At 69.4% G+C, this 13,746-nt stretch carries 9 protein-coding genes, 1 tRNA gene and 1 pseudogene; 6 read left to right on the top strand and 5 right to left on the bottom strand.

What is annotated here, in order from left to right:
• Positions 1–168 precede the first annotated feature (168 nt).
• From pepN to R2B67_RS28555, 3 genes and pseudogenes are all read left to right on the top strand, one after another.
• The gene (gene pepN / locus R2B67_RS28545; RefSeq protein ID WP_317822067.1) at positions 169–2,733 is read left to right on the top strand and encodes an aminopeptidase N; all 2,565 of its coding nucleotides are present in this window, start codon (positions 169–171) and stop codon (positions 2,731–2,733) included.
• A 350-nt stretch (positions 2,734–3,083) separates the two neighbouring features.
• A pseudogene (locus R2B67_RS28550) lies at positions 3,084–4,498 on the top strand (pyridoxal phosphate-dependent decarboxylase family protein).
• A gap of 67 nt (positions 4,499–4,565) precedes the next feature.
• Complete coding sequence (locus R2B67_RS28555) at positions 4,566–5,942, top strand: lysine N(6)-hydroxylase/L-ornithine N(5)-oxygenase family protein (protein WP_317824973.1); 1,377 nt, start codon at positions 4,566–4,568, stop codon at positions 5,940–5,942.
• Positions 5,943–6,016: 74 nt separating this feature from the next.
• Here R2B67_RS28555 and R2B67_RS28560 read toward each other — a convergent pair whose 3' ends face one another.
• The gene (locus R2B67_RS28560; RefSeq protein WP_317822069.1) at positions 6,017–7,852 is read right to left on the bottom strand and encodes a bifunctional metallophosphatase/5'-nucleotidase; all 1,836 of its coding nucleotides are present in this window, start codon (positions 7,850–7,852) and stop codon (positions 6,017–6,019) included.
• A 142-nt stretch (positions 7,853–7,994) separates the two neighbouring features.
• On the opposite strand from R2B67_RS28560, the gene R2B67_RS28565 reads away from it, so the two are divergent.
• Entirely contained in the window at positions 7,995–8,717 is a 723-nt protein-coding gene (locus tag R2B67_RS28565; protein ID WP_317822070.1) for an SIMPL domain-containing protein, read from the top strand.
• Positions 8,718–8,837: 120 nt separating this feature from the next.
• Complete coding sequence (gene pyk / locus R2B67_RS28570) at positions 8,838–10,277, top strand: pyruvate kinase (RefSeq protein WP_317822071.1); 1,440 nt, start codon at positions 8,838–8,840, stop codon at positions 10,275–10,277.
• A 6-nt stretch (positions 10,278–10,283) separates the two neighbouring features.
• On the opposite strand, the gene R2B67_RS28575 is transcribed toward pyk, so the two are convergent.
• Complete coding sequence (locus tag R2B67_RS28575) at positions 10,284–11,072, bottom strand: helix-turn-helix domain-containing protein (RefSeq protein WP_317822072.1); 789 nt, start codon at positions 11,070–11,072, stop codon at positions 10,284–10,286.
• Between the two features lie 71 nt (positions 11,073–11,143).
• Positions 11,144–11,230, bottom strand: a tRNA-Leu gene (locus R2B67_RS28580).
• A gap of 94 nt (positions 11,231–11,324) precedes the next feature.
• On the opposite strand from R2B67_RS28580, the gene R2B67_RS28585 reads away from it, so the two are divergent.
• On the top strand, positions 11,325–11,981 hold the full coding sequence (locus tag R2B67_RS28585; RefSeq protein WP_018512090.1) for an ANTAR domain-containing response regulator: 657 nt from the start codon (positions 11,325–11,327) through the stop codon (positions 11,979–11,981).
• A gap of 90 nt (positions 11,982–12,071) precedes the next feature.
• On the opposite strand, the gene R2B67_RS28590 is transcribed toward R2B67_RS28585, so the two are convergent.
• Both R2B67_RS28590 and R2B67_RS28595 read right to left on the bottom strand, forming a co-directional pair.
• Complete coding sequence (locus R2B67_RS28590) at positions 12,072–12,788, bottom strand: ABC transporter ATP-binding protein (protein ID WP_237325321.1); 717 nt, start codon at positions 12,786–12,788, stop codon at positions 12,072–12,074.
• Positions 12,785–13,744: an ABC transporter ATP-binding protein gene (locus R2B67_RS28595; RefSeq protein ID WP_317822075.1), complete on the bottom strand. Its 960-nt coding sequence runs from the start codon at positions 13,742–13,744 to the stop codon at positions 12,785–12,787. Before R2B67_RS28595 ends, R2B67_RS28590 begins: the two co-directional genes overlap by 4 nt.
• Between the last annotated feature and the right edge of the window lie 2 nt (positions 13,745–13,746).

The raw sequence follows: 13,746 nt of genomic DNA on the forward strand, positions 1-13,746 counted from the left end.
CGAGGAGATGGTAAGCGCCGTCACCCCCCAGGGGGTACACGGCCCCGCAGCCACAGCCCCCAGGGGGTATCCGTCCGCCCCCGCCGCCCCGGGGTACGCCCCGCGGCCCCCGTACGCCCAGCGAGAACCCCCCTGCGCCCGCCCCACCCCGTACGGCAGCATGGGCCCATGTCCGTACTGACGCGCGACGAAGCGCAGACCCGAGCCCAGATCATCGACGTGGAGCGGTACACGATCGCCCTCGACCTCACCACCGGCGAGGAGACCTTCGACTCCCGGGCCGCCATCCGGTTCACCGCCCACGCGGCCGGAGACACCTTCGTCGAGATCAAGCCCGCCACCCTGCGCTCCATCGCCCTGGACGGACAGCCGCTGGACCCCGCCCTCCTCGACGGGAACCGCTACCCCCTCACCGGCCTCACCCCCGGCCCCCACGAACTCCACGTCGACGCCGCGATGAGCTACTCGCGCACCGGCGAGGGCATGCACCGCTTCACCGACCCGGCCGACGGCGAGACGTACCTCTACACCCAGCTGTTCCTGGAGGACGTCCAGCGCGTCTTCGCCGCCTTCGACCAGCCCGACCTGAAGTCCGTCTTCGCCATCGACGTCACCGCCCCCACAGGCTGGACCGTCCTCGGCAACGGCGTCGCGACCCGCACCGGCGACGGGCGCTGGACCATCGCGCCCACCCCGCTCATCTCCACCTACCTCGTCGCCGTCGCCGCGGGCCCCTGGCACTCGGTCACCACCGAGCACGCCGGACTGCCCTTCGGCCTCCACTGCCGGCGCTCCCTCGCGCCCTACCTGGACGCCGACGCGGACGAGATCCTCGGTATCACCCGCGCCTGCTTCGACCGCTACCACGAGAAGTTCGACGAGCCCTACCCGTTCGACTCCTACGACCAGGCCTTCGTCCCCGAGTTCAACGCGGGCGCCATGGAGAACCCCGGACTCGTCACCTTCCGCGACGAATACGTCTTCCGCTCCGCCGTCACCGACACCGAACGCCAGTCCCGCGCCGTGACCATCGCCCACGAGATGGCCCACATGTGGTTCGGCGACCTCGTCACCCTCAGCTGGTGGGACGACATCTGGCTGAACGAGTCCTTCGCCGAGTACATGGGCTACCAGACCCTCACCGAAGCCACCCTTCCCCAAGCTCCCAACTCCGTTCGAGCAGGGGAGACCCTGTTCCCCGACACCTGGGTCGACTTCGGTGTCGCCCGCAAGGGCTGGGGCTACGACGCCGACCAGCGCCCCTCCACCCACCCCGTCGCCCCCGACCCCGAAGCCGTACCCGACACCGCCTCCGCCCTCCTCAACTTCGACGGCATCAGCTACGCCAAGGGCGCCTCCGCGCTCCGCCAACTCGTCGCCTGGCTCGGCGAGAAGGACTTCCTCGCCGGGATCAACACCCACTTCGCCCGGCACAAGTTCGCCAACGCGACCCTCGCCGACTTCATCGACAACCTCGCCTCCGCCACCGACCGCGATGTCCACGCCTGGGCCGAGCAATGGCTGCGCACCACCGGCGTCGACACCCTCACCGCCGACGTCCACGAACCCACCGCGCCCACCGAGGCCGGACAGTCCTGGGCGCTCGCCGTCGACCGCGACGGCAGCCGCCCCCACCGCATCACCGTCTCCACCTTCGACCACGCCCTCAACACCCAGGCGGGCCCCGGCCACCTCGCCCCCCGCGACCGCTTCGCACTCGACATCCCCGGCGACTCCACCCCCCTCGTCCGCCCCGGCCGCCGCCCCGCCCTCGTCGTCCTCAACGACGGCGACCTCACCTACGCCAAGATCCGCCTCGACGCCGCCTCCTGGGACACCGCCCTCACCCACCTCTCCGCCATCCCCGACGCCCTGACCCGGGCCGTCATCTGGAACGCGGCCCGCGACATGGTCCGCGACGGCGAGCTGGACCCCGCGCGCTACCTCACCGCCGCCCGCACCCACCTCCCGTACGAGAGCGACCTCGCCCTCGTCCAGGGCGTCCTGTCCTTCGCCGACGGCCAGATCGCCGCCCGCTACGCCACCCCCGAGGCCCGCCCCGCAGCGCTCGCCACCCTCACCAGCCTCTGCCGCGACCTCATCCGCCGCACCGAGGACGGCTCCCACCCGGGGCTGCGCCTCACCGCCGTACGCCACTTCATCGACGCCGCCACCCAGCCCGACACCCTCCAGAGCTGGCTCACCGAAGGCACCGTCCACGGCGGACCCGAGCTCGACCCCGAGCTGCGCTGGCGCATCCTCACCCGCCTCGCCGCCCTCGGCGCCACCGACGAGGCGGCCATCGCCGCCGAACTCGCCGCCGACCCCAGCGCCACCGGCCGCGAAGGCGCCGCCCGCTGCCGGGCCGCCCTGCCCACCCCGGAGGCCAAGGCCGCCGCCTGGCACGCCATGTTCGGCGACGACACCCTCTCCAACTACCTGTTCACCGCCACCGCCCAGGGCTTCTGGCAGCCCGGCCAGGACGAGCTGCTCGCCGCCTACGTGGACCGCTTCTACCCCGACGCCACCGCACTCGCCGCCCGCCGCGGCCCGGCCATCGCGGAAGCCGCCGGACGGCACGCCTTCCCCGCGTACGCCATCGACCCCGAGAGCCTCGCCACCGGCACCCGCGCCCTCAAGGACCCGGCCCTCACCCCGGCGCTGCACCGCAAGCTGGTCGACCAGCTCGACGACCTGCGCCGCGCCCTGACCGTACGGACCACGGAGCACTGAGACGGCAGACCCGGGGGAAAACCGGCGGGCGCGCGAAGACACCCTTCGCGCGCCCGCCGGTTTTTCCACCGGTCCCGCACCGACGGCCCCTCGACCGACCGCCGAGGGAACAGCCGCCCCCACCCCAAGCGCCCCGTCACACCCGCCCCACCACAACCACCCACACACCCGCCACCCGCACACCCGTCCCGAAACCGCACACCCTTACCACCAAAACCCCCGGCAAATGGCCCACACCGGCCACCAGTACCCCTTTCGAGTTCGAATCGTTGGGCTCTTCGGCCGCGCCCCCCGAAACCCGGGACAAGCTGGCATGTCCACCCCCGCCCTCCCGAAGGACCACCCCGCCCATGCCCACCCCGCCCCTCGCCGGAGGCACCGCAGGCCCCGCCGCACTGCGCCCCCTCATCGACACCGTGCTCACCGCACTCCACGACGGTGCGGCCCTCCGGGACGCCCCCTCCCCGCCGGCGGACCCGACACCGTCACCCCCGCACCCGCACCGCCACCCACCCCTCATCCCCGACCACGGCACCGGCGCCCACCACGCCCTCCGCGCCCTCGTCACCGCCCTCACCGAAGGCGCCGCCGACCCCGCCCACCCCCACTGCGCCGCCCACCTCCACACCCCGCCCTCGCCCTCGCAGCCGCCGCCGACCTCGCCGCCAGCGCCCTCAACCCCTCCATGGACTCCTGGGACCAGGCCCCCGCCGCCTCCGCCCTCGAAGCCGACCTCACCACCGCACTCGCCGCCGAGATCTACCCCCACACCCCCTCACCCGACGCCGTCATCACCACCGGCGGCACCGAAGCCAACCAACTCGCCCTCCTCCTCGCCCGCGAACGCCACGGCCCCGTCCAGACCGTCTGCGCCACCAACACCCACCACAGCGTCGCCCGCGCCGCCTGGCTCCTCGGCCTCCCCGAACCCGTCACCGTCCCCGCCCCCGACGGCACGATGGACCCCGCCGCCCTCGACCAGACCCTCGCCCGCCTCGACCGGCCCCTCCTCGTCGTCGCCACCGCCGGCACCACCGACACCGGCGCCATCGACCCCCTCGACACCATCGCCGACCTCTGCACCACCCACGGCGCCGAACTCCACATCGACGCCGCCTACGGCGGACCCCTCCTCTTCAGCCCCACTCACCGCCCCCTCCTCCACGGCCTCCACCGCGCCCACAGCGTCACCCTCGACCTCCACAAACTCGGCTGGCAACCCGCATCCGCCGGCCTCTTCGCCGTCCCCGAACGCCACCACCTCACCCCCCTCCACCACCACGCCCCCTACCTCAACGCCGACGACGACACCGAATCCGGCCTCCCCGACCTCCTCGGCCGCTCCCTGCGCACCACCCGCCGCCCCGACGCCCTCAAGATCGCCGTCACCCTCCAGGCCCTCGGCCGCACCGGGCTCGCCGACCTCATCGACCGCACCCTCGCCACCGCCCACCACCTCGCCGACCTCATCACCAAAACCCCCACCCTCGACCTCTACGAACGCCCCACCATCTCCACCGTCCTCTTCCGCCCCACCGACGCCGACGACCACACCGTCGCCACCCTCCGCCGCACCCTCCTCAACCGCGGCCACGCCGTCCTCGGCCGCGCCCACACCGCCGGCCGCCTCTGGCTCAAGGCCACCCTCCTCAACCCCCACACCACCCCCGAAGACCTCCAGGCCCTCATCGACCTCATCACCGCCACCACCACCGACCTGGCAGTCACCACCACCCCCCGCACAGAAGGCGACACCCCGCGATGACCGACCGGCCCGCCCCCGACCGGCCAGCCCCACTCCCGAACCCGACCGCCCCCACGACCTCGTCGGCATCGGCATCGGCCCCTTCAACCTCTCCCTCGCCGCCCTCGCCCACAACATCCCCACCGCCCCCGACGACCCCCGCCCCCTCGCCGCGACCTTCTACGAACAACGCCCCGCCTTCCACTGGCACCCCGGCCTCCTCCTCGACGGCGCCAGCCTCCAAGTCCCCTTCCTCGCCGACCTCGTCACCCTCGCCGACCCCTCCAGCCCCTGGAGCTTCCTCAACTACCTCCGCACCCGCGACCGCCTCTTCCCCTTCTACTTCGCCGAGCGCTTCCACATCCAACGAGCCGAATACGACGCCTACTGCCGCTGGGTCACCGAACAACTCCCCGGACTCCACTTCGGCCACCAGGTCGACGCCGTCCGCTGGAACGCCGAACGCGCCCTCTTCGAAGTCGACTTCACCCAACTCGACCCCGACGGCGAAGCCGAAGCCCTCGGCCGCGCCTACGCCCGCCACATCGCCCTCGGCATCGGCACCGAACCCTTCGTCCCCGAACCCCTGCGCCCCCTCGCCGAAGCCCCCTCCGTCCCCGTACTCCACTCCGCCGACTACCTCCGCCACCGCGAACAACTCCTCGCCGCCGACCACATCACCGTCATCGGCTCAGGACAGTCCGGCGCCGAAGTCTTCCTCGACCTCCTGCGCGCCCGCCCCGAAGGCGCCGAAAAACTCCACTGGCTCGCCCGCACCCAGGCCTTCGCCCCCATGGAATATTCCAAACTCGGCTTGGAGCACTTCACCCCCGACTACAGCCGCTACTTCCACGCCCTCCCCGAAACCGCCCGCGACGAACTCGTCCCCCGCCAATGGCAGCTCCACAAAGGGATCGACGCCGACACCATCGCCGCCATCCACGACGAGCTCTACCGCCGCACCCTCCACGGCGGCTGGCCCGACGCCACCCTCACCCCCGGCGTCCACGTCCGCACCGCAGGACGCCTCGCCAACACCCGCGTCGAACTCCACCTCGAACACACCCAGCAAGGCACCCGCTCCCGCCTCACCACCGACGCCGTCATCCTCGCCACCGGCTACCGCGAACGCCCCCTCGACGCCCTCCTCGGCGGCCTCGACCCCTACCTCCGCCGCGACACCTCGAACCGCCCCCGCATCGACGACCAGTACCGCCTGATCCTCGACCGCGCGGTCACCGGACACGTCTACGTACAGAACGCCGAACGCCACACCCACGGCGTCGGAGCCCCCGACCTCGGCCTCGCCGCCTGGCGCAGCGCCACCATCCTCAACAACCTCACCGGCACCACCCCCTACCCCCTCCCCGAACGCACCGCCTTCACCACCTTCGGCCTCACCACCGGCCACCCCCGCGTCCCCGCCCAGGCCCCGGCGCTCATCCCCCTCAGCCAGTCCGTCTGACCCACCGGAACACAGAACGGCCCGGGACCCCACCGAAGGAGCCCCGGGCCGAACAACCACCACACCGCACAGAGTTACGGGAACACCGGCGTCCCCTCACGCGTCAGACGCCACCCCACCGAAGCGAACGCCGCCGGATCCACCGACCCCTTCGCCTGCACCCACGCGATGATCGTGTTCCGGATCTCATCCGAATTCGCCCACAGCTGCTTCGCCCCCGGCACATGCGGGAAATTGCCCCCACCGCTCGCCCGGTAGTTGTTCACCGCGAACACGAAGCGCGCCGCCGGATCCACCGGCTTCCCCTCGAAGGACAGCCCCACGATCCGCGACCCCACCGGCTGCGCGATATCGATGTCGTACGTCACTCCCGACACCGCGTCATAGTTGTAATCCGGAATCCCGTCCGCATTCGTCAGCTTCGCTGTATCCACCGGACCACCCGCGGCCGTCCGCACGTAATACCGCGCCGAATACTCCAGATACTCCCTCAACTGCGCCCCCGTCAGCAGCCGCGCCTCCAACGTGTTCTCGAACGGATACAGCCCCGCCGCATCCCGGATCGTCACATCACCGGCCGGAATCCCCGCCGTACGCGAGAAGCACGACGCCTGCGACAGCACCGGCAGCTCCGCATACTCCCCACCCGCCAGCGCCGCCGCCACCGTCTCCGCCTGCACCTGGTTGATCAGATCGATGATCGGCTCGTCCCTCCACGGCGCATCCGCCGTCGACATCGCCACCACCGACGTACCGATCACCTGATTCACGTACGCCACCACCTTCCGGTGCTCGTCCCGCAACAGCGAGACCACCTTCCGGTCCTCGGCCACCGCATTCGAGTTCAGCACCCGCGAACCCGCCTTCTCGACCGTCCAGCGCCCCTTCTCCCACACCAGATCGAAATCGAAGACCGTCAGCCGCTGCCCCCACTTCGCCGGCTCCGAAAGAACCACCCGCTTCCCCGTCACCTTGTTCGTGACGAAGTGCTCGGCGATCTCCACATGTGCGTGCCCCACCAGAATCGCGTCGATCCCCGGCACCTGCTCCGCCACCAGACCCGCCGCATTCTCCACGTACGGCAACTGATCCCCGTACGACGACGTCCCCGACGAACCCGAATGCGCCGACACGATCACCACATCAGCACCCATCGAACGCAGCTTCGGCACCCACTTCGCCGCCTGCTCCTCCAACCCCGGGAACACCATCTTCCCGCCCACATTCGCCTTGTCCCAGATCGCGATCCCCGGATTCGTCAACCCCAGAACCGCCACCCGCACATCACGCCCGAACGGCGTCCGCATCCGCTTGATCACGTACGGGGCGAACGCCGGCCGCAACGTCCTCGCATCCAGCGCATTCGCCCCCAGCAGCGGAAAATCACACTGCTCCTCGAACTTCCGCAGCACCGGAATCCCGTAATTGAACTCGTGATTCCCCAGCGCCGCCGCGTCATACCCGATCGCGTTCATCGCCTGCGCCATCGGATGCACCGGACCACGCCGCGCGGTGATCGGATCCACCTTCGCGTAGTAGTACGACAACTGCGTGCCCTGGATCGTGTCACCCGCGTCGATCAGCAACGTGTTCCGACGCCCCTTCTCCCGGCGCACCTGATCCACCAGCGTCGAGATCTTCGCCAGACCGACATCGTTGTGGGCCGCGTCGTCGTACTCCTTGTCGGTGAAGTAATCCCAGTTGAAGACGTTCCCGTGCAGGTCGGTCGTGCCCATCACCGTGAACGAGTACCGCCTGCCCGGCCGCCCACGACCATGACCATGCCCGCGGCCGTGCGCCTCCGCCGTACCCGCCGCGCCCACCACCGCACCGCCCGCCAACGCCACCCCCGCACCGGCGGCAGCCGAACGGCCCAGAAACGTCCTGCGGTCCACGGGGTCCAACGACATCGCTCACTCACTCCTCGTTCAGTACGGGCAACGCGCGTAGATTCTGACCCGCCCCCCGTTCCACGCAACACCCCACACAGGTTTCGATCCGATGACCCCCGACACACCACCTCCACACCCACCCCCGTGCCACAGTGAACGCATGACCGAAACCCCCACACCCACGCCTGTTGCCCACCACCCCTACGGCACCCCCGACACCCCCCACGTCACCGTCCGCGGCGAAGCCCACCTCGAAGTCGACCCCGAACTCGCCCACATCGCCATCACCCTCACCGCCCGCGGCGCCGACCGCCGCACCACCCTCGACGACCTCACCCACCGCAACGCCACCACCCTCGACCTCATCAAGAGCTACGGCGACACCATCGAAAAACTCGAAACCGGCACCCTCACCATCAACCCCGAACTCACCCGCCACGGCCGCGCCGAACGCATCCGCGCCTACCACGGCCACATCCAACTCACCGCCACCCTCAACGACTTCACCACCCTCGGCGAACTCATCACCCGCCTCGCCGACCACGAACTCACCCGCATCGACGGCCCCTGGTGGTCCCTGCGCCCCACCTCACCCCACCACGCCACAGCCCGCCGCCAAGCCGTCCGCGAAGCCCTCCAACGCGCCCGCGAATACGCCGAAGCCCTCGACACCCGCCTCGGCGCCCTCCTCGAACTCAGCGACACCGGCACCCGCCACAGCCCCCTCGGCCGCGCCGCCTTCGCCGAATCCCTGCCCTACGCCGCAGCCGCGGGCGGAGCCGAAGCCGCCGACGCCGCCCCGATCAACCTCGAACCCGTACGCCAGAACATCGACGCCCAGGTCGAAGCGTCCTTCACCCTCATCCCGCCGGCCCTCGGATAAACGCTCATCGGAGCGGACTGCTGCACAATTCAACACTTGTCAATAACCCTTCACCCAAAGGTTGTTGAGGTGTCATGCCGAGCCAAATACCTACCCGTAGGTAAGGTTTAGGCTCGAACCATGCGCCGAGCGAAAATCGTTTGTACCCTGGGACCCGCAACCGACACATACGACCAGATCAAGGCCTTGGTCGAAGCGGGAATGGACATCGCCCGCTTCAACCTCAGCCACGGCTCCTACGCCGAACACGAGCAGCGATACCACCACGTCCGCAAAGCCGCCGAAGAGACCGGCCGCAGCGTCGGCATCCTCGCCGACCTTCAAGGCCCGAAGATCCGCCTCGGACGCTTCCGCGAAGGCCCCGTACTCCTTGAACGCGGCGACACCTTCACCATCACCGTCGAACCCCTCGAAAACGAAGGCGACGGCGACATCTGCGGCACCACCTACGACGGCCTCGCCGCCGACGTCACCACCGGCGAACGCATCCTCGTCGACGACGGCCGCGTCACCCTCGAAGTCACCGACGTCGACGGCCCCCGCGTCCACACCACCGTCATCGAAGGCGGCATGGTCTCCGACAACAAGGGCCTCAACCTCCCCGGCGTCGCCGTCTCCGTCCCCGCCCTCTCCGAGAAGGACATCGACGACCTCCGCTGGGCCCTGCGCACCGGCGCCGACCTCATCGCCCTCTCCTTCGTCCGCACCGGACGCGACATCGACGACGTCCACCGCATCATGGACGAAGAAGGCCGCCGCCTCCCCGTCATCGCCAAGGTCGAAAAACCCCAGGCCGTCGAGAACATCGACGACATCGTCGCCGCCTTCGACGGCATCATGGTCGCCCGCGGCGACCTCGGCGTCGAAATGCCCCTGGAACAGGTCCCGATCGTCCAGAAGCGCGCCATCAAACTCGCCAAGCGCAACGCCAAGCCGGTCATCGTCGCCACCCAGATGCTCGACTCGATGATCGACAACTCCCGCCCCACCCGCGCCGAAGCCTCCGACGTCGCCAACGCGATCATCGACGGCACCGACGCGGTGATGCTCTCCGGCGAGACCAGCGTCGGCAAGTACCCCATCGAGACCGTCCGCACCATGTCCCGCATCGTGGAGGCGGCCGAAGAGGACATCCTCGCCAAGGGCCTCCCACCCCTCACCGAACGCAACAAGCCCCGCACCCAGGGCGGCGCCGTCGCGAGGGCCGCCGCCGAGATGGGCGACTTCCTCGGCGCGAAGTTCCTCGTAGCGTTCACCCAGAGCGGCGACACGGTGAAGCGCCTCTCCCGCTACCGCTCACCCATCCCGCTCCTCGCCTTCACCCCCGACGAAGCGACCCGCGCCCAGCTCAACCTGACGTGGGGCGTCGAGACCTTCCTCGGCCCGAAGGTCGACTCCACGGACGCGATGGTCGCCCAGGTCGACGAGGAGCTCCTCCGCATCGGCCGCTGCGCGAAGGGCGACATCGTGGTGATCACCGCCGGCTCGCCGCCCGGCGTGGCCGGCTCCACCAACCTGGTCCGCGTCCACCACATCGGCGAGGACGACAGCCCGAAGTAGGACGGCTCAGTATTTCGGCCCGACGTGCGCATCCATGAGGGCGACGGATGCCCGTCGGGCTACGGAGATGTTGTAGGGCTTGCCCGCCCGTGTGCAGTGCGTCCAGACGATGCCGAGCGCGTCGAGGGTGTCGGTGTAGAGGCGGCGGATGTCGTCGGAGACGTTGGTGAACCAGTACCGGGGGTACTCGTACCGCTTCCGTTCGCCGCCCACCATGCGCGTGGTCCAGTTGGTGATGCGACAGCCGTCGGAGTGGATGAGTCCCCGTACGAGCTGCCAGGGGTGTGCGTCGACGATGGCCTGCTGCCAGGGCTCCAGGGCTATGGCGCGCTCGTGCTTCCTGCCGGGGCCGTGCTGGGGGAACAGGCAGGCGAGGTGCTTGGAGTAGACCTTGATGTTGTGGCAGCCGGTCCGGCGGACCCGGCACGTGGAGTTCTCGGGGAAGACCTTGCGTAACGCGGCCTCCGCCTCGTCCTGGATGCCTGGCCAGGCATCGTCCAGCGTGATCATGAGGCTGGGTGCTCGGTGCGCCGAGTATTGACTGATGTGGCCGTCGCCCAGGTAGAGGCCGAGCAGGTACGCGTAGGTGGGTTCGTCGAGGGTTGTGCCGTCGCATCGGTGGCACAACGGGGCATGCGCCCCGGGGCACTCACCACGCTGGGAGCGGTCCATGTGGAGCCAGTACGAGACGGTGCCGCGAGGCACGTTCAGTTGGCGGGCGACCTCGGCACCCTTGACGCCGGTCCGGAGGAGGGCGAGCGCCTTCTGGCGTACCTCTGTGCTGTGCGCGTTCATGCGTCCACTCGTACGAACACGCGCAGCAAAAAGCGGATGTTCACGCGAAAGTGAACATCCGCCCTGCGAGCTGGTACCGGGTATGGGATTCGAACCCACATGTCCTTTCGGACAGAGGTGTTTGAGACCTCCGCGTCAACCAATTGCGCCAACCCGGCCTGGTGACCGATCAGCAGTGTACCTGGTGACAGAAGGCAGCAGCAGGTAGGTAGGCTGCTTCGCAGCAGTGCCTGCCCTGAATCAAGGAGCCCCGTGACCACCCCCGAGTCGCCCCAGCCCGTAGACGCCGTCGACGACGACAAGTCGCACGTCCCGCCGCTGACGACCCGCGTCGTCATCGCCGAGGACGAGGCCCTCATCCGCCTCGACCTCAAGGAGATGCTGGAGGAGGAGGGCTACTCCGTCGTCGGTGAGGCGGGCGACGGGCAGCAGGCCGTCGAGCTGGCCCGGGAGCACAAGCCGGACCTGGTGATCCTCGATGTGAAGATGCCGGTCCTCGACGGGATCTCCGCCGCCGAGAAGATCGCCGAGGAGTCCATCGCACCCGTCCTCATGCTCACCGCCTTCTCGCAGCGCGACCTGGTCGAGCGGGCCCGGGACGCCGGGGCGATGGCGTACCTCGTGAAGCCGTTCAGCAAGAGCGACGTCGTGCCGGCCATCGAGATGGCCGTCTCCCGGTTCGCGGAGCTGAAGGCGCTGGAGAGCGAGATCGCGGACCTGTCCCAGCGGCTGGAGACGCGGAAGCTGGTGGACCGGGCGAAGAGCATTCTGCAGACCGATTACGGGCTCTCCGAGCCGGCCGCGTTCCGGTGGATCCAGAAGACGTCGATGGATCGCCGGATGTCGATGCAGCAGTTGGCGGAGGCGCTGATCGCGGACGCCGAGGAGAAGAAGAAGGCGGCCGAGTAGCCGCGTACGTACGCGATCGTACAAAGAAGAAGAGGCCCGCACCCGGCTCAAGAACCGGGTGCGGGCCTCTCCGCGTACAGGGGAAGGACCTCAGTCCTCGCCCAGGTACGCCTTGCGGACCGAGTCGTCGTGCAGCAGGTCCTGGCCGGTGCCGGAGAGGACGATGCTGCCGACCTCCATCACGTGCGCGTGGTTGGCGAGCGAGAGCGCCGCCTGGGCGTTCTGCTCCACGAGCAGGATGGTGGTGCCCTGGGCACGCAGTTCGGTGATGGTCGCCATGATCTTCTGCATCATGATCGGGGAGAGCCCCATGGAGGGCTCGTCGAGCATGAGCAGCTTCGGCTGGGACATCAGGGCCCTGCCCATGGCGAGCATCTGCTGCTCGCCGCCGGAGAGGGTTCCGGAGGCCTGCTTCCGGCGTTCCCCGAGGATGGGGAAGAGGTCGTAGGCGCGCTGGATGTCCTTGTTGATCCCGTCGCTGTCCTTGCGGAGGAAGGCGCCGAGGCGCAGGTTGTCCTCGATGGACATGCGGGGGAAGATGTGGCGGCCCTCGGGGGAGTGGGCCAGTCCCAGGGAGACGACCTGGTGGGCCGGGACCTTGCGGAGGGACTTGCCGTTGAACTTGATCTGGCCGGCGAGGGGCTTGATCAGTCCGGAGAGGGTGCGCAGCGTCGTGGTCTTGCCGGCGCCGTTGGTGCCGATGAGGGTGACGACTTCGCCTTCTTCGACCTTGAACGAGATTCCTTTGACGGCCTCGATCTTGCCGTAGGCGACGCGCAGGTCCTCGACTTCGAGAAGTGCGGTCATCGGTCGTTCTCCTTGCTGGTGCTGTCGCCGGGGGTGGCCGGAGTGGCCGGTGCCTCGGGGGTGGTGGTTCCCGGGGTGGTGGTCTCCGGTGCTGCGGCGGCTTCGGCGGCTTCGACCTCGGCGACTTCGGCCGCGCCGGGGTCGCCTTCGAAGGGTTCGCCGAGGTAGGCGGCGACGACGCGGTCGTCGCCCTGGACCTCGGCGGCGGTGCCTTCGACCAGTTTCTCGCCCTGGACGAGGCAGGCGACGCGGTCGCAGAGGTTGAAGATGAACCGCATGTCGTGCTCGATGACGAGGATGGCGATGCCCTTGTCGCGGATGGCGAAGATGAGTTCTTCGGCCGCGCGGGTCTCCTGCGGGTTCATGCCGGCGGTGGGCTCGTCGAGGAGGAGGAGTCCGGGTTCGCTGGCGAGTGCGCGGGCGATTTCGAGCTTGCGCTGTTCGCCGTAGGGGAGGTTGCGGGAGAGGTGTTCGGCCTTGTGGTCGAGGCCGATGAACTCCAGTAGTTCCATGGCGCGGGCCTTGGATTCGGCTTCGGCGCGGTGGAAGCCGGGGCCGCGGAGGAGGGCGGACCAGAGGCCTTCCTTGGTGCGGGTGTGGCGTCCGACGAGGACGTTCTCCAGGACGGTCATGTTGGAGAAGAGCCGGATGTTCTGGAAGGTGCGGGCGATGCCGGTCGCCGTGATCTTGAAGGATTTGGCGGGGAGGACGTTGCCCTTGTAGCGGACTTCGCCTTCGGTGGGGGTGTAGAGGCCGGTGAGGCAGTTGAAGAAGGTGGTTTTGCCGGCGCCGTTGGGGCCGATGAGTCCGACGATCTCACCGGCGTTGACGGTGAGGTCGACGGAGCGGACGGCGGTGAGGCCGCCGAACCGCATGGTGACGCCGCGGGCGTCGAGGACGGTTTCGCCGGGTGTGCTCACGGCTGTGACCTCGGCGGTGGTGGTGTCGGTGGTCATCG

The organism is Streptomyces cyaneofuscatus, from assembly GCF_033109485.1.
GTDB classification, from domain to species: domain Bacteria; phylum Actinomycetota; class Actinomycetes; order Streptomycetales; family Streptomycetaceae; genus Streptomyces; species Streptomyces cyaneofuscatus.